Origin of the sequence: Xanthomonas axonopodis (genome assembly GCF_001304695.1) — a bacterium.
Taxonomy (GTDB): domain Bacteria; phylum Pseudomonadota; class Gammaproteobacteria; order Xanthomonadales; family Xanthomonadaceae; genus Xanthomonas; species Xanthomonas axonopodis.
This window is the reverse complement of sequence record NZ_JFAQ01000024.1, coordinates 13,837-34,318: the sequence shown is the minus strand read 5'-3', so window position 1 is coordinate 34,318 and position 20,482 is coordinate 13,837. Positions and strand designations below refer to the sequence as shown.

Below are 20,482 nucleotides of genomic sequence, written 5' to 3'. Positions count from 1 at the left end.
GTTGCCCACATGAAGCACAGAGGCCTCCCAACAGAGGCCTCGATCACCGGGATTGCCCTGAATGGGCAAAGCGATCTACGCGCCCCATCGTCTATGTGCATCCAACCTCCCGCGAAACGCGGGAACGGGGCTTGATCAGCGTTGCCCTAGGTTATGGGGCGCGCTTGTTGCAGCCGGTGTTCCGGCATCCGCGTGCGTGGCGGATACTGGATGGGCTGATCGCGGTCTTCATGCTGCTGCTGTGTGTGCTGTTGCTGCTACCCGCGCACGTGGCGCTGCGCTGATCGCTCAGCCCGGAGCACGTTCTACAGTGATTGCGCAAAACCGCCGACACATCGGAGCAGGACATACAGATCCATCGTGATCTGTTGCAGGACACCGCCAGGTCAGGGCCATCGGATTGCCGCTGGTGCAGCAATTGCTCGCTACTTCGCCGTGTCTTGGCAGTTTGGTTGGCAGCCAATAGGCGACACTGCCGTGGATGGTGCCCCTGAAATGTGGGCGGCGCCGTTGCCACAGCCAAGCGCGCCTCCAGGGCGCGCTTGGGATGCCGTGAGAGGCGTGTTGCGATTGCCGCCGACAACCGCTTCGGTACGCTCCAACCAGCTGCGCCTTTGCAGGGCCAGTGAACCACGCCACTGCTCAGGCGTGGCGTACGTTGTTCAACAGATGCGCGACCGGTGCGGCAGCGCGCGTGTCTGCCCGGCGTGCCCGCTGTGTATCGATCTTGAAGATCGCAACCGCGTCGGTGAGTGGCACGGCTTGTTCTTCCATGGAGCGGGCGGCGGCTGTGGCTTCTTCCATCAGCGCCGCGTTTTGTTGCGTGGTTTCGTCCATGTGCGTGATGGTTTGATTGACCTGTTCGATGCCGGCAGATTGCTCCTGCGAGGCCGCCGAAATTTCGCCCATGATGTCGGTGACGCGCTGGACGCTGGCCACGACCTCGCCCATGGTCTTGCCGGCGCTGTGCACCAGTGCCGAGCCTTCGGCCACGCGCTGGACGGAATCGTCGATCAGGTCCTTGATCTCCTTCGCTGCGCCGGAGGAGCGTTGCGCCAGTGTGCGCACTTCCGAGGCGACAACCGCGAAGCCACGACCTTGTTCGCCTGCGCGGGCAGCTTCTACCGCGGCGTTCAGCGCCAGAATGTTGGTCTGGAAGGCAATGCTGTCGATGGCGGAAATGATGTCGGCGATCTTCTTGGACGAGGCTTCGATACCACTCATCGTGTCCACGACCTTGCCGACCACATTGCCCCCTTCCGAGGCCACGCGTGCGGCGCCGATCGCCAGTTGATTGGCTTGGCGCGCACTCTCGGCATTCTGCCTGACGGTGGAGGTCAGCTCTTCCATCGACGCGGCGGTCTCTTCCAGGTTGGCCACCTGTTGCTCGGTCCGCTGCGACAGGTCCTGATTGCCCGCGGCGATCTCGCTGGCGGCCGCGTTGATTGACACGGCCGACTGCTGGATGTTGCCGACGATCTGCGCCAGCTGGCTCGCCGTTGCAGTGGCGTCATCGCGCATCTGTGCGAACACGCCGCGGAAGTCGCCGCTCATGCGTGCGGTGAGGTCGCCCGCTGCGATCGCTTGCAGCAGTGCCGACAGCGATTGCAGATTGCCGTCCGCGGTGGACATCAGCCGGTTCAGGCTCTCCACCATGATGCGTAAGGCGAACTGGAAGCGCTCGACATCGCCACTTGCGCTGAAGTCGCCATTGGCGGCCGCCTGCGCGAGGTGCTTGATTTGGTGATTCATCGCCGACAGGTTGAGCTTGACCTGCGACATGGTGTTGCTGAAGGCGGCCTTTTCGCCCGGCAGGGGCTGCATGTCTTCGGAGAGTTCGCCGATGGCATAGCGCCCCATGATGCGCGCCAGATCGTTTTGCACGGCCACGTGCGAGGCCACCAACGCGTTGGTGTCGTTGGCCATGCGGCTGTAGTCGCCCGGGAAGACCGTTGCGTCGATGCGAAAGCTGATCTGGCCGTTGTCGTGATGCTTGGCCATGTCGGTCTGCGCCGCAATGAGGTTGCGTAGCTGCAGTTGCATCTTGTCCATGGCCTGCAACAAGCGGCCGGTTTCATCCGTTGCGGTGGTGTGCACATCGTTGCGCAGATTGCCTGCGGCAATGGCTTCGGCAGTGCGCGTGGCCTGGCTCAACGGCCTGGTCAGGCTGCGCGTAATCAACCAGGCGAGCAGCGCACTGATCACCAGCGCAGCAATGCCGCCGCTGGCCAGAATTATCTTGCCGTCATGCATCGATGCAACCGCTGCCGCGTGAGCATCCTTGCTGAGACGGCGCTCCAAGGCAGCAGTTGCCGCAATTGCGGCTGTTGCTGGTCCATCGCCGCAGCGGCAGCGCCTTGCAGCAAGGCCTGCGCTTGCTGATTCTGGTCGCGCATGCCGTAGTCGAGAATCTGGTTGTTGAACTTGACCGAGACGTCGCGCTTTTCCTGCACCAGTGCGAGCGCCTTTTTTTCGAGTTCGCTGCTTGGCATCGCAGCCAAGGCATCCTGGGCTTACTTGTAGCGCGCACGACTCTTTTCGATGATGTCCAGTGCGCGCCGGTTGGCCGCATCGCCGGACACCATCACCACGTCGCGCAAGCCGATCGCCACGTTGGTGTTGGCGTCGAGCATCTCGGAGGACAGCCGGATCCTTTCCATGTTGTTGTTGACGATGGTGTCCAGCTCGTAACGCGCATTGGACATGGTGATCAGGCCGGTGGCCACCAGCAGGCCCGACAGCAGGATCAGAATACCGAAGGCCATTCTGAGGCGACGGCCGACATTGAGGCGTTGCAGAAGGTCATTCATGACCGCTTCCAGGTAGTGCAGCTGAGCAGCTCGGTGGATGCGGGGTGCATCGACTCAAGCGTCTTGCCCAGCTAGCGGCCGGATTGCAGGGAGCTAAAGACCGTCGATCGAAAATACCTACCGCTGATTCATTACAGATCGGAAGTTTCCTGGCAGCAGCTTCCCGTGTCCTGACATGGGCGCGGCCTGTCATTGGATTGGAATGCAGGGCCGAATTCTGCACCGAGTGCCGGCCAACGATCTGCCGCGCGCCCGGTGGCGGGTAGGCCGGGCGACGTACTTCATATGAAGGTGCGCCCACGCTGCGCGCTGAGTGTGTTGCCGCGCCGCCGCATGCATGCCGGGAACACCGCTTGCTGCAGCTTGAGCCATCGCGTGCGCGAGCAGCGCGACGCAATGGCGATCACTCTGCGCTCAGGCTTCCAGCGCAGCGAGCACGTCTGCGTGCAGTTGCTTAGCGCCACTCTCGCTGTTGAAACGCGCAAAGACTTCTTCGCCGGAGATCAGCACGACCCGAACCGAGTGGCAGTAGGACCCAAAGCTTTCGCCAGCGTTGAAAGGGTCGCTGATGACAGAGATATGGTTGAGGCGGACCCGAGCGGTGCCGAAGTGGATAAACATCTGCGATCTCCTGATGTGAGCGTCGAGTTTCCCACGTTGTCGTGTGGTGCAGAAGCGTTGGCTGGTGTCTGGGTACACAAGGCGTTTGCCGTTGCGCTGCCAGCGGGCAGTGCCGACATGCGGATGCGCACCGTCGAATGCTTTGGTCAGCGACCCACCGCTGCCATGCAGCGACTCACGCGGGCGAGCAGCCAGCACGTACACTGCCGTCCACTGGTGCTGAGCTTGCCCGATGTCTGACCCGATCCGTCTCGATAAATGTGTGGCTGCCGCGTTCGGCTGCTCGCGTGGTGAGGCGCAGCACTACATCGAGGGTGGTTGGGTCAGCGTGGACGGCGTGGTGGTCGAAGAACCGCAGGCGCTGGCGACCGCAGTACAGGTCACCCTGGCCGAAAATGCGGTGTTGGCGCCTGCCGAGCCCGCCACCTTGTTGCTGCACAAGCCGGCAGGCATCAGCGCCGATACCGCGCTGGCGCTGGCCACGCCGGCAACGCGCAGCGCGCTGTACCAGTCCAACGTACGTGTGCTCAAGCGGCACTTTCTACGCTTGCACGCACCGCTGCCGCTGGAAGACGCCGCAAGCGGCCTGCTGATCCTGAGCCAGGATGGGCGCGTGCTGCGTCGGCTGAGCGCCGACGCCAGCGCGATCGAACAGGAATTTCTGGTTGAAGTGCAGGGGGAGTTGCGCCCCTACGGGATGGCCCGGCTAGCGCATGGCCTGGTTTACCGGCAGCGCAGCCTGCCGCCTTGCAAGGTGAGCTGGCAAAACGAAAACCGCCTGCGGTTTGCGATCAAGCACGTGCAGCCCGGCCAACTGCGCTACATGTGCGGCGAAGTGGGCCTGGAAGTCGTGAGCATTCGCCGCCTGCGTGTGGGCCGGGTGTCGCTAGGCAAACTTGCAATCGGCGAGTGGCGCTACCTGCCAGCAGGTGAGCGATTCTGACTGCAGGAGATATACGGCTGCGGAGGCTGCCGTGCAATGACGTAGCGACGGTGTGCCAGTGTGCTCGGTCACGGCCAGCGGTGCATGCAGCGATTATTTCTTGTTGCGCTTTTTCTTGGCACGCGTGACCAGAAACAGCACAACGGCAATCACACCAATGACCAGGATGATGAAGGCCGGAGATAAAAACGAATTGTCGCCCATGCGGAACTCCTAACAGTCTTGTGCAGCACAGCGCTGCAATGACGTTAGCCTAGCGAGCAGCCTGCTTGATCGCGTGAAATGCATGGCTTGCCACAAAAAGCAGACGCATATGTGCGCAGCGTCGATGACGCGGAGTGCTGTCTTTCCAGCATCTGCGTGAGTGGTTTGGCAGCTGGCGCTGCCTTGCATCGATCAGGGCAGCAAGGAATGAGCCACCTCGCACGTATCGGAGCGTGTCGCTGCAGTGTGATTCGGGAAGGAGGGCCGCCGTGCATGAGCTGGCGGCCAGGCAAGCGCTTGCGGCGTGATGCACGCACATGGGCATGCTGCGCGGATTGAGTGCCAGGGAGGTGATGCGCGGCCGCAACGGCGGTTGAACTGCGGTCGATTACAGGACGAGGCCGATCTTCCTGGAATCGCACCCGGCGGCAATTCTTTCCTGCTACACGACTTCACGGAGAAACGTACGCGCAGATCGCAGCGAAGGCGCGGCGAGTGTGTTGCGCCTTCACGCATCTGTGTCCCGGCAGGGACGTGCTCTGCGTCTCGCGAGTTGAGCGGCCCAACAGGCCTCGCGTCCGGTAGCTGCAGTTTAACTGCGACATCGGTCATGTAAATCGGGGGCGAGCCGACAAGCTGTCGGGGCGTTTCTGACAGCCGTCGCGGCGATCTGCGCATCACCTTGGGCCTGTGCCCACACCCCGGCCCAATGCATTACTGAAAGGTGGCGGTGCAGCGGAAGCCGGAACAATCGATCTGCACCGTATTGCCGCTGCTGCAAACCGCGCTGAAGCGCGTGGCGCTGGTGGCCTGCACGGTGCCGTACTGCAAGCCATTGCTGATGCCCAGGGCGCAGCTTGCCGCCGGCGTGGTCGACACGGCCGGGCCCGCAGGCGCTGCCGTAACGCCTGCCTGCTCGGAGGCTCCCGGTTCGCTTGCCAAGGGCAGGGTGACCGCCGGCGCGTGCTTGGAGCTGCCGCAACTGGCGTTGGCTGCAACCACCACGCCGTGCGCGTTCTCACCCTGCAGCGCTGGCCCCGGTCTTCACGATGGCGGCCGAAGCTCAGCGTTTGCCCGAACACCGACTGGATCCAGCTCGGGTAGGTATAATCGGTGCCCTTGCTGTGATCGACGATGGCGCCGATCGCCCCGCCGATCAGGATGTTGCCCCCAACGCCGATGTTGGCGCGGGAGATGGAACGGCCTGCGGCATCGCGTTGGCCGGGCAGCACGCAGGTCATCTCCAGATCGCGCGCGGAACGATGCACTTGTGCGGTCTGGCCGGACTTCACCGTGATGCGGCTCTTTTCGTTGCTGATGGCGCAGTCGGCGCCGGGAACCAGTTGCCCGTTCGCTGTCTTGGTGGCGTGCGAATTGGCTGGGTCGCGTCGTTCACGATCGTTGCGCAGCCGCTTTGCGCAGCTATGGCGATGGCTGCGATGACCAGATGTTTCATGTTGCCGCGGCGTAAGGCAAAGCGGCACCAGGCGGGCGTTGCGCCGCGTCTGTGGTACTAGAGTGTCGTGGTCAATTCCCGTTGCCGCCGCATCGCGCGAGTGCGGGCATTTAATACCGGGATTGCGGGCGGCCGTCCAGTCGCGGCCGCTCGTGTTACGCGACCGGCGTGGCTGGCACGCGGTGCTTGGCCATCACGCTGCGGATCGCACTCAGCAGTTGCTCAGGGGTATACGGCTTTTCCAGGAAGGCCACGCCGTCGGGCAGGATCTCTTCCACGTATTCGACCGCCAGGCCGGACGTCAGCAGCACCGGCAGGTTGTAGGGCGCGTGTGCGGTCTTGAGCGCCAGGTCCACACCGGTCAGGCCGCCCGGGAAATGGATATCGGAAAACAGCACGTCCACGCGCGGGTCGCTTTCGATCAAGGTCAGGGCTTCTTCGACCGAGCCGGCACTGCGGCAGGTAAAACCGTAGCTCTCCAGCACAAGGCAGCTGAGCTGTCGGGTTCCGTCGCCGTCTTCGACAACGAAGACAACCGGCCGTTCCTTGTTCTGTGGCATGAGCTGGTCTCGTAAGGCAGGCCACATTCTCAGCGATGCGGCAGTGAACCCTCTGTCAACGCAAACCTTGCCGTATGGTTACCAGCCGAACGGGCCCGGACCATAGCCACCAGGTGCATAACGCCGGCCGAAGATGGAGCCCTCACCACGTCCGACACTGATGCTGACGCCAATCTGGTGCGTCTTGCCGTCGTCGTCGTAATAGGTCTTGCAGGAATTCAAATTCACCGCCTGCCAGTTGCTGTTGCCGCCGCGGCTGGAATAGCCCAAGCCGGTTTCGACAGCACCATGCAGCTTGCCCTGGCATTGCTCGGCACGCTCGGCAGCGATAGCAGCGGCACTTGGCCGGGCCAGTGCCGGCTTGGGGCCGCTCTTGTCGCCGTAAAAGGTGCCCGGCGGGTCGTTGCTGTATTCCGGGTCGGAGCGGAGCTGCACCGGGGCTTGCGGAATGCTCAGGTCCAGCGAACGTGCGGTCGCCGTTTCGGGATTACCTTCGCTGGCTTGGGCCCACGCACTTCCAGCGGCGGCGCTGCCGGTGGCAAACAGAGTGACCAGGACAAGCAGGCTGCGTTTCATCGGTTGGACTCTACGAAGAGGGGCTGGCAGCGCGTGCCAGCTCGCTCTGTGAAACTAGCAACGGCTGATTGAATGCGCGCTGTCGATCTTGCGGATTTTTGTGCCGTCTGCGGTGTTGTGTTGACACACGCTGCTGCATCAGCCCTGGTCGCGCACGATCTCGATCAATTGCGCGCCGTAGCGCGCCAGCTTGCCGCCGCCGATGCCGCCCACTCGCGACAGCGCATCGATGCTGGTCGGCCGTTGTTCGGCGATGTTGCGCAAGGTGCTGTCGTGGAAGATCACGAAGGCCGGCACGTTCTGTTCCTTGGCCAGGTCCGCGCGGAAGCCGCGTAAGGCATTGAACAGCGCCAGATCCTGCGGCTGGACCGGCAGGCCGGTGCGCTGCGCACTACGCTCGCGCCCGGCAGCCGGATTTTCGCGGCGCATCATGACCTGGCGCTCGCCCTTGAGCACCTGCCGGCTGGCGTCGGTGAGGCGCAGGCCGCCATGACCTTCGCTATCGACTTCCAGCAGGCTGGCGGCCACCAGTTGGCGAAATACGCCGCGCCAGGTGCGTTCGTCCAGATCGCGGCCGATGCCGTAGGTACTCAACTGGTCGTGCCCCAGCTGTTTGACACGCTCGTTCTCGCTACCGCGCAGGATGTCGATCAAATGGCCCACGCCAAAGCGCTGCCCGCTGCGGTAGACGCAACTGAGCGCTTTCTGCGAAGCCACCGTGGCGTCCCAGGCGGCGGCCGGCGTCAGGCAGTTGTCGCAGTTGCCGCAGGGTTTGGAATAGGTTTCGCCGAAGCCGGCCAGCAGCACTTGGCGGCGGCACTGCATCGATTCGCAATAGCCCAGCAGGTGGTCGAGCTTGGCGCGTTCCAGACGCTTGCGCTCTTCGGCCGCTTCGCCCTGCTCGATCATCTGCTTGAGCAGCACCACATCGCCCAGGCCGTAACACAGCCAGGCCTCGGCGGGGTCGCCGTCGCGGCCGGCGCGTCCGGTTTCCTGGTAGTAGCCCTCCAGCGATTTGGGCAGGTCCACGTGCGCCACGAAGCGCACGTCCGGCTTGTCGATGCCCATGCCGAAAGCGATCGTGGCGGCCATGATGACGCCGTCCTCGCGCAGGAATCGGCGCTGGTTTTCGGCGCGCACCTCTGTCGGCAGGCCGGCGTGATAGGGTAGTACATTGAAGCCTTGCGCGCACAGTTGCCGCGCGGTTTCTTCCACCTTGCGCCGTGACATCGCATAGACGATGCCGGCCGAGCCACGATGACGGCCCAGGAATTCCTGCAGCTGTTTACACGCGTTGTCCTTCTGCACCACCGTGTAGCGGATGTTGGGGCGATCGAAGGAACTGACGAAATGGCGCGCGTCCGCCAGGTCCAGGCGCTCTGCGATCTCGCGCTGGGTCGGCGGGTCGGCGGTGGCCGTCAGCGCCATGCGCGGAATATGCGGCCAGCGCTCGTGCAGCACGGTGAGCTGGCGGTATTCGGGGCGAAAATCGTGGCCCCATTGCGAGACGCAATGCGCTTCGTCGATGGCGAACAGCGCAATGCGGCTACGTTCCAGCAGCGAGAGGAAGCGCTGGGTCAGCAGGCGCTCTGGCGCAACGTAGAGCAGATCCAGGTCGCCGGACAGCAGGGCGCGTTCCACGCGCTGGGCGTTTTCTGCATCCAGCGTGGAGTTGAGGAACTCGGCGCGCACGCCGAGCTGGCGCAGGGCTTCGACCTGATCCTGCATCAACGCGATCAGCGGCGAGACCACGATGCCGATGCCATCGCGCAGCAGTGCCGGCACCTGGTAGCACAGCGATTTGCCGCCACCGGTGGGCATGAGGACCAGGGCATCGTTGCCGGCAGCGACGTGTTCGACAATGGCCTGCTGCGGGCCGCGGAAGTCGTCGTAGCCGAAGACGCGGCTGAGCAGTTCGTGGGCGGGGGAAGACATCCGCCTAGGATACCGTGCGGGTCAAGCCCTGGCCGGGTCGCCGGTACGGTGTCGTGCGCGCGTGGGCGTCGGGATTTACCGCGCGTACCGCGCCGCAGCGGAAGATACGGCGCCGCGGGGCCCGCCGCACCGCCAGACGCAGGTACCGATGCGCGATCCGGTCCGGTACAGATCGGGTCGACTCGTCGTGCTGTGTCACTTCCGCTCGACAGTGTGCGTGCCGCATGTCGTTTGTCGCACAGCAATCGTCTTGTCAGGCAAAGGGGGCTGGCGTTTCATGTGCCCATGAGGAGTTGGCAGCATGGCGCAATCGGTCTGCAGTCCTCACCCGATCGGTGGTGGCGATCATTTTCTACCGATGCTTGGGCAGGACGGGAGCACACTGCCGCCAATAGCTGAAAGGAATGTCGAAGATGTTTGTTCTATCAGAGTCAGAAGTCATGCAGGTCTCCGGTGCCGGCGTGATTGCCGATGCGGCAACTGGCGCCGGTGGTGCAGGTGGTTGGCTTGCCGGCGCGCGCGCCGGTGCTGCGATCGGCGCCGAGGTCAGCTGGATCGGTGGTCTGGCTGGCGAAGTCGCCGGTATCATCATCGGGGCTGCCGCAGGGGCGGCGATTGGTGGCTTGGTGGGACGGGCGCTTGAGTAAGCGCGGCTAGCAGACACGCCAATGCATCGGCCCGGCGGTGCTGGGCCGGTGCACTGGGTCGGTAGGTGTGCGCCTGCCGTTCCAACTCCCTGCCACGTTCGCCTGGCGACTAACGTGACGATTTAATACCACTTGAGGCGTACTCCAGCCTGGCACTGGGACGGCTCGGAACGACGGAGATGCATGGAACAATGGGCGAACGCAGACAATGGCGAGTCGTTTCCTGCAATCCCTTCGGATCGTGGCGGGATGCAGGGATGTGGCTGGGGCTGGTGGTCGGCAGCGTGGGCTGTGTCGCCTGGCTGATCCGGTTCATCTTCCATGACGCGGGTATGGCCCATGCAGCCGTCGTTGGCGCGCTGATTGCGGCGGTTGCCATGCGCGTGCTCAATCTGCCCGTCGTCACCTGCCTGCCGGCCGCTCATGCGCTGCTGATCGCGAATCAACTGCGCAGATTGGGATACGCCGAACGACCGTCCGCCAACGGCCAGCATTTCGAGTCGGCCGCGCCGCGCTGGCTGCGGTGGGACTCCAATACGGTGCTCATGCGCCGTGCGGAAGCAGGCATCCAGCTCACCTGTCCGCTATTTCTCGTCTCCAAATTGCGGCAGAGCGCCTAGCACTGGGCCTGAACGTCTGTGGTGGGTCTTCCCTCGCCGCGGGGCCGGCGTTTTCGATGCCAGAGCCCTTATGTCTGCTCGCTGTCTGTCCCGATGGCGCAGCGGCAAGCGCGTTTTGAGTCGGCAACGGCGCCCAAGCTGTGCGCTGCTATCCGGCCACATCATCTGACCCCAGCGCTTGTTCCGTGGTGACCAAGGCGGTGGTCCCAACGCGCCACCACCGCTGCCCCGAACTCGATCCCGTCGTGCTCGTCACCGAGTCCGGGGCGACATTGCATCAGCATGCAATGTCCAGTTGTATGCGCCCCGTGCTTACTGCAATAGCGAGCGCAGCATCCAGGCGTACTTTTCGTGGGTCTGCAGACGCTGGGTCAGCAGGTCCACGGTCGGGTCGTCGCCGGCGTCGTCGGCGGTGCCCAGCACCTTGCGTGCGGTGCGGCAGACCGCTTCGTTGCCGCTGACCAGCTGGCGCACCATCTCGCGCCAGTCGGCGCTGTCGCTCAGGCCCGGCTCTTCCGGGATCGAGGTCAGCGCAACGAATTCGCGGTAAGAGCCCGGAGCGTTGTAGCCCAGGGCGCGGATGCGCTCGGCCACCTCGTCCAGCGCCGCCCATTGTTCGGTGTATTGGGTTTCGAACATGGTGTGCAGCGAGTTGAACATCGACCCGGTGACGTTCCAATGGAAGTTGTGGGTCTTCAGATACAAGGTGAAGGCGTCAGCCATGTAGCGGGCCAGACCGTCGGAGATCTGCTTGCGATCGCTGTCCTTGATCCCGATATCGATATGTGGTGCCGATGCAGCGGCGACCGGCAGGGCATCACTGACGACGACGGGCTTGTTGGCGTTTTTTTTCTTGGACATGGGATGGTCCTTGCAGGGTTGATGTCTTGGGGAACTGATATGGCGTCACAATAGACAGCCTAAAGGATCAAACGTCATTCAATTTTTCACATTTTTCCATCAATGAGCGCTATCGACTCCACCCTTGCCGACACCTTGCGTGAGCGCCGCCGTGCCGTGGATGGCGCGATGAGCCGCGACCGTGGCCGTTTGCTGAGCCTATGGTCGCGCTGGCAGGGCAAGCCGGGCAACCCGCAGGTGCGCGATGCGTTCGAGCAGGCGCTGGCGGCGTCGCAGGCGCAACGCCAGGCACGGGCCGAGCAGCAGCCGGCCATCACGCTGGACAGCCAGTTGCCGATCGCGCGCGAGGCCGAGCGCATCATCGCGCTGATCCGCGATCACCAGGTGATGGTCATCGCTGGCGAAACCGGCTCGGGCAAGACCACCCAGTTGCCCAAGCTGTGCCTGGCGGCAGGGCGAGGGGCCGCGGGTATGATCGGCTGCACCCAGCCACGCCGGATCGCCGCGCGTGCGGTGGCTGCGCGCGTGGCCGACGAGTTGAAGACGCCATTGGGCACAATGGTGGGCTTCCAGGTGCGCTTCACCGATCGCGTCAGCGATCAGTCGCGCATCAAGTTCATGACCGACGGCATCCTGCTGGCGGAAATCGCCAGCGACCGTTGGCTGTCGTCCTACGACACCATCATCGTGGACGAGGCGCACGAGCGCAGCCTCAACATCGACTTCCTGCTGGGCTATCTCAAGCAGTTGCTGCACAAGCGCCCCGATCTGAAGTTGATCGTCACCTCGGCCACCATCGATACCGAGCGCTTTGCACAGCACTTCGACAATGCGCCGGTGATCAGCGTGGAAGGCCGCACCTTTCCGGTGGAAGTGCGCTACCGCCCGCTGGAGGGCGAGGCGGGTGGCGATGACGACGACGACGGCAACGGGCGCGAGGGCGAGCGCAGCGTCAACGATGCGATCGTGGTGGCCATCGACGAGATCACCCGCATCGACCCGCGCGGCGACGTGCTGATGTTCCTGCCGGGCGAGCGCGAGATTCGCGATGCGCACCAGGCGCTGGAACGGCGCAAATACCGCGAAACCGAAGTGGTGCCGCTGTACGCGCGGCTGTCGGCGGCCGATCAGGACCGGGTATTCAATCCCGGGCCGCGCCGGCGCCTGGTGCTGGCCACCAACGTGGCCGAAACCTCGCTGACGGTGCCGCGCATCCGCTACGTGGTGGATCCGGGGCTTGCCCGCGTCAAACGCTACAGCCCGCGCCAGAAGCTGGACCGTCTGCATATCGAGCCGATCTCGCAGGCCAGCGCCAACCAGCGCATGGGCCGCTGCGGGCGCATTGCCGAGGGCATCTGCTACCGGCTGTATGCCGAAGCGGACTTTGCCGCGCGCCCGGCGTTCACTGATCCGGAGATCCGGCGTTCCTCGTTGTCGGGCGTGATCCTGCGCATGTTGCAGCTGGGGCTGGGCCGGATCGAAGACTTTCCGTTCCTGGAAGCGCCCGACGAACGCGCGGTGGCCGATGGCTGGCAACAGCTGCTGGAGCTGGGTGCGATCGATGCCGAGCGGCGTCTGACCGCAACTGGTCGCCAGATGGCGCGCTTGCCGGTGGACGTCAAGCTGGCGCGCATGCTGGTGGCCGCGCAGCAACATGGTTGCTTGCGCGAAATGATCATCATCGCCGCCTTCCTGGGCATCCAGGATCCGCGCGAGCGCCCACCGGAAGCACGCGAGGCCGCCGACAACGCGCATGCGCTGTTTGCCGATGCACGCTCTGAATTCGTGGGCATCCTGCGCTTGTGGGATGCGTACCGGCAGGTCCATGAAGATCTCACCCAATCCAAGCTGCGCGACTGGTGCAACCGGCATTTCCTCGGTTTCTTGCGCATGCGCGAGTGGCGCGAGCTGCATCGGCAACTGCGGTTGCTGTGCGAAGAACTGGGTTGGAACGAAGAGCCGGCCAATGTGATACTGGCGCCACTGCTGGCCGGTGCCAGCGCGCCTGCCCGCGAGGACGGCCACAACGCCAACCGGCCCACGCGTGGCCAGCTGCACCGTGCTGCGCGACTGGCGCGCGAAGGCAAGCCGGATCCCAATGCAGTGCCTGCGACACCTGCGCCGGCGGCGACGAACAAGCAGGCCGAGCCCGCCGAAGCATCGGCGCGCAGCAGCGAGCGCGAACGTGCGGCGGCGTATCAGGCGCTGCATCGCGCGCTGCTGGCGGGGCTGCCGACGCAGATCGGCCATCGTACCGAAAAGGGCGATTATCTAGCCGCGCGGCAACGCCGCTTCGTGCCGTTTCCGGGTTCAGCGCTGGCGCGCAAGCCGCCGCCGTGGATTCTGGCGGCCACGTTGCTGGACACGCAGAAAGTCTGGGGCATGACCAATGCCGCGATCGAGCCGGATTGGGCCATCGCCGAACTGCCGCATCTGCTGGCGCGCAAGCATTTCGATGCGCACTGGTCGCGTGCGCAGGGGCAGGTGGTCGCATCGGAACAGATCAGCCTGTTCGGGCTGGTGCTGACGCCGAAAAAGCCCGTGCATTTCGGCAAGATCGATCTGGCCGCAGCGCACGACCTATTCGTGCGCCAGGGCCTGGTCACCGGCGAAATCAACACACGCGCCGCATTCGTGGCCGATAACCTTAAAGTGCTGGAGCAGGCGCGCGAAGAAGAGGCCAAGTTGCGTCGCGCCGGTATCATTGCCGACGAAGCCTGGCAGGCGCGCTGGTATCTGGATCGCATTTCGGCCGAGCTGCATTCGGCCAGTGGTCTGGATGCCTGGTGGAAGACCTTGCCGCCGGACAAGCGCCGCAGCCTGCATTGGTCGTTGAACGATCTGCTGCCGGGCGAAGGCAGCGAAGCCGATCGCTTTCCGAAGTATTTTCCGCTCGGCGATGCGCGCTTGCCCTTGCATTACCGCTTCGAGCCGGGTGTCATCGACGACGGCGTGACGCTGGAGGTGCCGCTGCACCTGCTTAATGCGCTGGATCCGGCGCGCCTGTCGTGGCTGGCGCCGGGCTTCGTCGCCGACAAGGCGTCTGCGTTGATTCGCAGCCTGCCCAAGGCGCAGCGCCGCAACTACGTGCCGGCACCAGATTTCGGGCGCGCGTTCTACGAGGCCTACAGCGTGGCCTCGGCCGACGATATCCGTGGCGAGCTGGCGCGCTTTCTGACCAAGGCCACCGGGACGCAGGTGACGGCGCTGGATTTCGACGAGCGGGCGCTGGACACGCATCTGCTGATGAACCTGCGCCTGCGCGCCGACGACGGCCGGGTGCTGGCCGAGTCGCGCGATCTGGACGGGCTGCGGGCGCGCTTCGGCGAACGTGCCGGGCGGGCATTCGCCGCACGGGCCGGGCGCGCGCTGGCCGCCGAAGGATTGCGCGATTTTCCCACCGCGCCGATTCCCGAACAGGTGGCCGGCGAGGCCGGCGTGCCGGCGTACCCGGCGCTGGTGGATCAGGGCGATAACGCGGCGCTGCGCATCTTCGCCGACCGTAACGAAGCGGTGCGGGCGCATCCGCGCGGCGTACGGCGATTGCTGGAAATCGCATTGGCCGACAAGATCAAGCAGGCGCGCAAGCAACTGCCGGTGTCGCCCAAGACCGGGCTGCTGTATGCGGCGATCGAATCGCAGGAACGCCTGTGTAGCGATCTGGTCGATGCGGCGCTCAACGCCGTGCTGGCCGATGGCCTAGGCGCCATTCGCGACCCCGGCGCATTTGCGCAGCGCCGCGATGATGCGATCAAGCGGCTGTTCGGCGAAGCGATGGAGCGCTTGAAGTTGGCCGAGAGCATTCTGGGCGCGGTGGCCGAACTCAAGCCACTGCTGGAAGCACCGTTGATGGGCTGGGCACGCGGCAATCTGGATGACATGGAGCAGCAACTGCGCGCGCTGGTGCATGCAGGCTTCCTGCGCGACACGCCGGCCGACGCATTGGCCAATTATCCGCGCTACCTCAGGGCGATGATCCTGCGCTCCGAACGCGCAAAGCGCGATCCTGCGCGCGACCAGGCGCGCATGCTCGAGCTCAAGCCGTTCGTGGATGCAGTGCAAGAGGCCGCCGCGCGCGGTTTGCAAAACCGCGAGGAGTGGCAGGCGCTGCGCTGGGATTTAGAAGAGCTGCGCGTGTCGGTATTTGCGCAGGAGCTGGGTGCAAAATCCGGCGTCTCGGCAAAGAAGCTGTCGCAACGGGTCGCTGCATTGCGCAGTTGAGCCTTCGTGTAGGGCGTGCATCCGAACAAAGCCGCGTGCGCTTTTACAACGCACGCGGCGTCCGTCTTCGAGGCTGAGAGCGGCCAGCAAACCGTAGCGAGCAGTGGTCAGGTCGGCGCGGACTGCGCACTCATAGCCGGACGTAAGTGGTACGCGCCGGCTATGAGCAACGACTGCGCCCGCCTGGCGGTGAGCGCAGTCGTTGCTGGCTGCGCTAGAACTTCACGTGCAGGCTGGCCATGTAGCGGCGACCGCTCTTGTAGCGGCCGGCCAGATGGTCCTTGTCGCCCAGATACTGCAGATATTCCTCATCCAGCAGGTTCTGCGCGTCGACCTGCAGCGACCAGTTCGGGCTGAACCCGTAGCCGATGCTGGCGCCGAGTTCGGCGTAATCGTCTACGCTGGCCGGTGCCGCACCGGCCACATAACCGCCGGCCAGGTAGCTGTCGCGCCAGTACGTAGCCGAAGACTTCCATGCCGCGGCGGTCCACGCGTTCTTCGTAATGCTGCGCCGACACCGCAATGCCGAAGGTCTGCGCCGCGTTCTTCCAGCTATACAGCAGTGCCGCGTCGGGTTTGCCCTGGCTGGCCTGGTCGCTGTGGCTGTAGCCGATGGACGCAGCCACTTCGTTGACCTTCAGATCCAGCGGCTGCCGCGTATGCATCAGCACCGTGCCACCGAGACTGCCTTCGGTCAGGCGCGCTTCGGAGGATTTGAGGATTTCCGCACGGCCCAGGATCTGCGGGGCCAGCAGGGTGTAATCGAAACCACGGCTGGGCTGTTCGCCGTAGAGCCAGATCGCCTGCGCCACCGGATGCCCGTCCAGAAACGACAGATTGAGGCTGGGGTCGGTGCCGTCGATACTCACGCGCTCGCCTTGCCCGAAGCGTCTGTCCAACGTCACGCCGGGAATCTGCGAGAGCGCTTCGGCCACGTTGGTGCTTGGGAATTTGCCGATGTCTTCGGCAGTAATCGCCTCGGAGATGCCGGTGTTGTTGCGTTTGGTATCGAGCGATTTTTCCAGGCTGGCGCGGATGCCAACCACCTGGACGGCGTCCAGGTCGGTGGCTTGCGTACCAGCGCTGTCCTGGGCTTGCGCAGCGAATGCCAGCGACATTGCGATGGCGCTGGACAGCAGGGTGGTGCTGTATTTCATGATGTCTCTCCTCATCACGCACAGGGATGGACGGCGGGCTGCCGCTCGCCGGATGCGGGGTCTTGCGGACGCGCTCGGGGTAGAACGCGTGGTAGATCGCTTACGACAGGGGGGGTGTGGTGTTGCAGATACCAGTTGGCCGCGCCGAGCACGCCCAGTTGCCCGTGCTCGACCAATTCGACCGGGATGCGTTCGAGCACCGCGCGCATGTTGCCCTTGTCCAGGAAGCGCTCGGCAAAGGTGCTGCCAGCCAGGAACTGGTCGATCGTCGGCAGGAAGCCCCCTGCCAGATAGATGCTGCCGGCAGCGCCGTAGGCCAGCGCCATGTCGCCGACCGCGCTCCCCAGCAGGCCGCAAAACATCTGCAGGCACTCGCGCGCGAGTGCGTCGTCTTCGTGCAGCGCTGCGTGCGTCACGGCGGCGGGCAGGCGATGACGCGGCGTTGCGTCATGCAGCTCGCACGCCGCATCGTAGAGATGCAGTAATCCCGGGCCGGAGAGCACGTGCTCGAGCGGCAAATAGTGCCGGCCACGCAACAGCCGTTGCAGCAAGGCGTATTCGCGCGGGTGGGTGCTGGCCAGCGCGACCTTGGCCGGTTCGGTGGCCAGCACGATCGCGCGTGGCTTGGCATTGATCCACAGTGCTGCACCCAGGCCGGTGCCGGGGCCGACCACCAGAATCGGCCCGTTGGCACGCGCACGGCGCGTTGTTCCATCTGCGACGCTGCGTAGGCCACCGCCTCGAAATCGTTGACCAGGTGCACGTTGCGCACTGCCAGTGCAGCACCGATGCGGCTGGGCGAAATCGTCCATGGCAGGTTGTTGCTGATGAAGCTGCCATCGTCCAGCGCCACGCCGGCACTGGCGATGACCACTGCATCGACGCCGCGCCGGTGCTGCAGGAAGTCCCCCGAGGATGGCCTGGAGACTGGCGTGTTCGGCGCACCGATAGGTGCGGTAATGCGAAAGCTCGATGGCTGCATCGTGTGCCTGCAGCAGGTGCCCGACACGCACATGCGGCGTGCCGCCGACATCGGCAGCGACGAAGCTGGTGGCAACGGGAACATCGGGCGAGGCAGAGGCGCAAGCGGAACGCGAAATTGCAGCCACATTCAGTCCTTTGGTCCGTCTGACCGGCCGATGCCGTCAGCGATTAGGGGCGTGTGTAGGAGTTGGTAACAACGATGTCAATGGATTAGTCGGGTTGAATCGATCTTGCTGGCGTGCTCAAGTGCGAAAACGTGCTGTTCGAGGTTGTCTGTGCGGACTTCGTTGCGCAAAGTGGACAAATGCGTCCAACGTGGCGCAATGGTTGCCGTAAAGCGGACTCGGCAATTGAGCGGTGGCGCTCAGCTGCCCGGAAGTTGCTTCGGTCGGCGATCGCGATCCAGCATGTTTCAACGATTGCGTCAGTGCACAGCGGCACCGCCGATCACGCCAGGCAACGTGCTGCAGGCCGCGTGATCGGTGGGCGGCGCCTGGGTGGGGTAACCCTGCTTGCCGAGCACATAGGTCTGGCTGGTGGCAACGAATCCATCCGCGTAGGTGGCTTCGACGAAATACGCGCTCCAGCCGTTCTCCGGAATCTGCACCGGTACCGGTACCGGGACCGTGCCGCCGCCAGCAAGCGCAATCGGCGTGGCGCTGTAGCGTATGCCGCCGCAGGCGTAGCGGAAATCGCGCGCCTTTGGATTATGTGCACTCCACAGTTGCACCTGCGTTGGCCGCTCGGAGGAGCGGAAGCGGATCTGCGGTGTTTTGCCCGGACGCAACACATCGCTCACCTGCGGTAGCGGGCGCTGCTGCTGCAGGCGCGTGATAAACGGCGCCAGGGTATCGACGACGGAGGCGCGGATGTTGTGCGCACTATTGGGCAGGACGCGCAGCGCCTTGCTGCCGGGCAGCGCGTTGTAGAAGAACTGGGTGTTGTCCGGCAGGAAGAAGTCGTCGCCGCTGGCATTGACGATGTACTTGGGTACCGCCAGCCGCGTGCGGTACGGCGTGTGCAAATAGCTCAACGGATCTTGCAGCTGCACCAATTGCGCGAAGGCCGGGGTCTGCAGTTGTGAGGTGATGCCCTGCTTTGCATAGGCATTGAAGGCGATCGGTCAGTTGCCGCCATAAGTGCGGGACATATGCTCCAGCACTGCCGGCATGTTGAGGATGTTGATCACCAATGGCGCCACCGCCTCTACGCGCTGGTCTGCGATGGTGGCGTGCCAGCTGGCCCACCCGCGTTTTGAGGCGCCGGCAAGCACGAAGCGGTGGATTCGCAGTGGGGCCAGTTCGCGCTCGGCCAGGCTCATGGTGCGCGCAATCGCGGCCGCCATCGGCACGTGCAGCGGCAGTGTCTTTCGCTGCTGCGGCGCCTTGAGAAATAGCGACCAGCTATAGGCCACGCTGTCGTCTTCGCGGCGTGGGCTGGCATCGCCCTGGTAGGTCAGCGCCTGGTTGGGAATGTCGCTGAGCGCGATCACCACCGTGCGGGTGCGGTGCGCCAACGCCGCCAGCGCCTCGGGTGGCAACTCGCTGGCCGGCTGCGCCGCACCACTATCAACCGGATGGCGCGTGCCGTTGGTTGAGATCAACACTGCGCGCGTGGGCAAGGCCTCTTTCGGCACGTAGATCGCCACGTCATGCTGCCAGCGCGCCGGCGTGACCAGTCCCTCGGGCGACCAGTCCTGCGAGGTCAGCAGGTAGTCGCGCCGCTCGACACCGGCAACGCTGCTGGTGCCAACGCGCGTATAGGTCAGCGGTTGTTGTTCGATGGCATCGCGGTAACACACCAGGGCTTGCCCGAAGCCAACCTCCGGCGCATTGGCGCATCGCTCCACCGGCGAGGCAGCAGAAGCGAGTGGATCAGCGGCCGCGACGCCTGCAAACAGGGTCAGGGACGATAACAGTGCGAGGCTGCAATAGGTCATCGAGCACATGCATGTTCTCCAGAGACCGTGCGTGTGGCCAGCGATTGCTGCGACCAATCACGTGGGAAAGCGTGGTCAGCAGTCGCGTCAGCGACGGGTGGGTGGCGCAGTGTGTGCAGGAGTGTACGCGTGGTCCCTATCGGTCAGAAGAACGGCACCTATTGCGACCGGCAATGGGCTGCGTCTGCGCGATGCCGAGTGCGATGAGTCGGCGCGCCAGGTTAGCTGCGCCTGGACGTAGTGGGTGTGTAATTACGCTTGCGCTCCGTGTGCCGGCAACAGCGCTGCCTTGCGCATGCGCTGCTCTGCAGCGAGCGAAATGCTAAGGCTGCAGCTGCAGTTGCAATGTCGCATGCGCAACCCCCAGCGGCGGCGGCCGATGCCAGGCGCGGCCACCTCTTCGGCAGCCGCGCAAGCTTGGCCGGTGCCTTTACTTGATCCGCCGTACCTTGGCCGTGGTGTTGTAACCCTCGATCTGCAGATACCACACGCCGACCAGACCCGGCTTGATCTTGACCTTGGGTGCGTCCTTGCGCACGCCGGACAGGCTGGCGGCATCGGTCTGTTCCCACACCTGACCGTTGGCCAGCGTGTAGACGCGGCCCTTCGCAAAGCCCTTGAATTCACCAACCATCGTGCTCTCGATCGGCTCCTTGCTGCCGAAGTCGAAGAAGCCGCGGTTCTTGACGATCACTTCCTGGCGTCCGGCTTCCTTGGCCTGTTCGACCACCACTGCGGCCTCCTTAGCGACCTTGCCCTGCAGCCAATCGTTGAGCGCAGCCAGTTCGCTGGCATCGAGCTTGTCCAGGCCGGCGGCCTTGAACTGTTCGGCACTCATCTGCGACTGCAGGTCGCCTTGCACCGCGCGTTGCGCCAGGGCGGGGGCGGCATGCAACGCCAGGGTCAGGCAAACCAGCAAGGGAATGCGGCGCTTGAGCGACATGAAAG

At 64.4% G+C, this 20,482-nt stretch carries 12 protein-coding genes and 5 pseudogenes; 6 read left to right on the top strand and 11 right to left on the bottom strand.

Going from position 1 to position 20,482, the window contains the following annotated elements; translation table 11 throughout:
• Positions 1-146: 146 nt before the first annotated feature.
• A pseudogene (locus XAXN_RS20325) lies at positions 147-284 on the top strand (amino acid transporter); the annotation flags it as partial.
• Between the two features lie 358 nt (positions 285-642).
• Here the strand turns inward: XAXN_RS20325 and XAXN_RS02255 are convergent.
• Together XAXN_RS02255 and XAXN_RS02250 are read right to left on the bottom strand one after the other, a co-directional pair.
• Positions 643-2,810: pseudogene (locus XAXN_RS02255) on the bottom strand (methyl-accepting chemotaxis protein).
• 414 nt (positions 2,811-3,224) lie between these two features.
• Positions 3,225-3,431 (bottom strand): hypothetical protein, encoded by a 207-nt coding sequence (locus XAXN_RS02250; RefSeq protein ID WP_042824966.1) that lies wholly within the window; start codon positions 3,429-3,431, stop codon positions 3,225-3,227.
• A 232-nt stretch (positions 3,432-3,663) separates the two neighbouring features.
• Here XAXN_RS02250 and XAXN_RS02245 point away from each other — a divergent pair, with 232 nt between their 5' ends.
• Positions 3,664-4,374 (top strand): rRNA pseudouridine synthase, encoded by a 711-nt coding sequence (locus XAXN_RS02245; protein WP_054318332.1) that lies wholly within the window; start codon positions 3,664-3,666, stop codon positions 4,372-4,374.
• A gap of 918 nt (positions 4,375-5,292) precedes the next feature.
• Here XAXN_RS02245 and XAXN_RS22915 read toward each other — a convergent pair.
• The gene (locus XAXN_RS22915; RefSeq protein WP_241148217.1) at positions 5,293-5,583 is read right to left on the bottom strand and encodes a hypothetical protein; all 291 of its coding nucleotides are present in this window, start codon (positions 5,581-5,583) and stop codon (positions 5,293-5,295) included.
• Between the two features lie 119 nt (positions 5,584-5,702).
• On the opposite strand from XAXN_RS22915, the gene XAXN_RS22910 reads away from it, so the two are divergent.
• Positions 5,703-6,095: a hypothetical protein gene (locus tag XAXN_RS22910; RefSeq protein ID WP_241148218.1), complete on the top strand. Its 393-nt coding sequence runs from the start codon at positions 5,703-5,705 to the stop codon at positions 6,093-6,095.
• Between the two features lie 94 nt (positions 6,096-6,189).
• Here XAXN_RS22910 and XAXN_RS02230 read toward each other — a convergent pair whose 3' ends face one another.
• From XAXN_RS02230 to recQ, 3 genes are all read right to left on the bottom strand, one after another.
• On the bottom strand, positions 6,190-6,594 hold the full coding sequence (locus XAXN_RS02230) for a response regulator (RefSeq protein WP_042824232.1): 405 nt from the start codon (positions 6,592-6,594) through the stop codon (positions 6,190-6,192).
• A 78-nt stretch (positions 6,595-6,672) separates the two neighbouring features.
• Complete coding sequence (locus tag XAXN_RS02225) at positions 6,673-7,170, bottom strand: hypothetical protein (protein ID WP_042824231.1); 498 nt, start codon at positions 7,168-7,170, stop codon at positions 6,673-6,675.
• 138 nt (positions 7,171-7,308) lie between these two features.
• A complete protein-coding gene (gene recQ / locus XAXN_RS02220; RefSeq protein WP_054318331.1) occupies positions 7,309-9,105 on the bottom strand; it encodes a DNA helicase RecQ in 1,797 nt (598 codons plus the stop codon).
• 413 nt (positions 9,106-9,518) lie between these two features.
• On the opposite strand from recQ, the gene XAXN_RS02215 reads away from it, so the two are divergent.
• Together XAXN_RS02215 and XAXN_RS02210 are read left to right on the top strand one after the other, a co-directional pair.
• Positions 9,519-9,752 carry a bacteriocin gene (locus XAXN_RS02215; protein WP_134984823.1) on the top strand — a complete coding sequence of 78 codons (234 nt, stop codon included), beginning with the start codon at positions 9,519-9,521 and terminating at the stop codon, positions 9,750-9,752.
• Positions 9,753-10,009: 257 nt separating this feature from the next.
• Positions 10,010-10,372, top strand: a complete 363-nt coding sequence (locus tag XAXN_RS02210) for a hypothetical protein (protein WP_054318329.1) — start codon at positions 10,010-10,012, stop codon at positions 10,370-10,372.
• A gap of 312 nt (positions 10,373-10,684) precedes the next feature.
• On the opposite strand, the gene XAXN_RS02205 is transcribed toward XAXN_RS02210, so the two are convergent.
• A complete protein-coding gene (locus XAXN_RS02205; protein WP_003482535.1) occupies positions 10,685-11,233 on the bottom strand; it encodes a Dps family protein in 549 nt (182 codons plus the stop codon).
• A 102-nt stretch (positions 11,234-11,335) separates the two neighbouring features.
• On the opposite strand from XAXN_RS02205, the gene hrpA reads away from it, so the two are divergent.
• Positions 11,336-15,454, top strand: a complete 4,119-nt coding sequence (hrpA, locus tag XAXN_RS02200) for an ATP-dependent RNA helicase HrpA (protein ID WP_054318328.1) — start codon at positions 11,336-11,338, stop codon at positions 15,452-15,454.
• A gap of 449 nt (positions 15,455-15,903) precedes the next feature.
• Here hrpA and XAXN_RS02195 read toward each other — a convergent pair.
• From XAXN_RS02195 to XAXN_RS02180, 4 genes and pseudogenes are all read right to left on the bottom strand, one after another.
• Positions 15,904-16,611, bottom strand: a pseudogene (locus XAXN_RS02195) (TonB-dependent receptor plug domain-containing protein); the annotation flags it as partial.
• 113 nt (positions 16,612-16,724) lie between these two features.
• Positions 16,725-17,720, bottom strand: a pseudogene (locus XAXN_RS02190) (glucokinase family protein); the annotation flags it as partial.
• A 299-nt stretch (positions 17,721-18,019) separates the two neighbouring features.
• A pseudogene (locus XAXN_RS02185) lies at positions 18,020-19,543 on the bottom strand (PhoPQ-activated pathogenicity-related family protein).
• A 421-nt stretch (positions 19,544-19,964) separates the two neighbouring features.
• A complete protein-coding gene (locus tag XAXN_RS02180; RefSeq protein ID WP_054318334.1) occupies positions 19,965-20,477 on the bottom strand; it encodes a hypothetical protein in 513 nt (170 codons plus the stop codon).
• Positions 20,478-20,482 lie beyond the last annotated feature (5 nt).

Excerpts from the sequence above, each read along its gene's own strand:
- hrpA (WP_054318328.1), top strand. The coding sequence starts at position 11,336 with ATGAGCGCTATCGACTCCACCCTTGCCGACACCTTGCGTGAGCGCCGC.
- XAXN_RS02225 (WP_042824231.1), bottom strand. The coding sequence starts at position 7,170 with ATGAAACGCAGCCTGCTTGTCCTGGTCACTCTGTTTGCCACCGGCAGC.
- XAXN_RS02210 (WP_054318329.1), top strand. The coding sequence starts at position 10,010 with ATGTGGCTGGGGCTGGTGGTCGGCAGCGTGGGCTGTGTCGCCTGGCTG.
- recQ (WP_054318331.1), bottom strand. The coding sequence starts at position 9,105 with ATGTCTTCCCCCGCCCACGAACTGCTCAGCCGCGTCTTCGGCTACGAC.
- XAXN_RS02215 (WP_134984823.1), top strand. The coding sequence starts at position 9,519 with ATGTTTGTTCTATCAGAGTCAGAAGTCATGCAGGTCTCCGGTGCCGGC.
- XAXN_RS02180 (WP_054318334.1), bottom strand. The coding sequence starts at position 20,477 with ATGTCGCTCAAGCGCCGCATTCCCTTGCTGGTTTGCCTGACCCTGGCG.
- XAXN_RS02230 (WP_042824232.1), bottom strand. The coding sequence starts at position 6,594 with ATGCCACAGAACAAGGAACGGCCGGTTGTCTTCGTTGTCGAAGACGGC.
- XAXN_RS02245 (WP_054318332.1), top strand. The coding sequence starts at position 3,664 with ATGTCTGACCCGATCCGTCTCGATAAATGTGTGGCTGCCGCGTTCGGC.
- XAXN_RS02205 (WP_003482535.1), bottom strand. The coding sequence starts at position 11,233 with ATGTCCAAGAAAAAAAACGCCAACAAGCCCGTCGTCGTCAGTGATGCC.
- XAXN_RS02250 (WP_042824966.1), bottom strand. The coding sequence starts at position 3,431 with ATGTTTATCCACTTCGGCACCGCTCGGGTCCGCCTCAACCATATCTCT.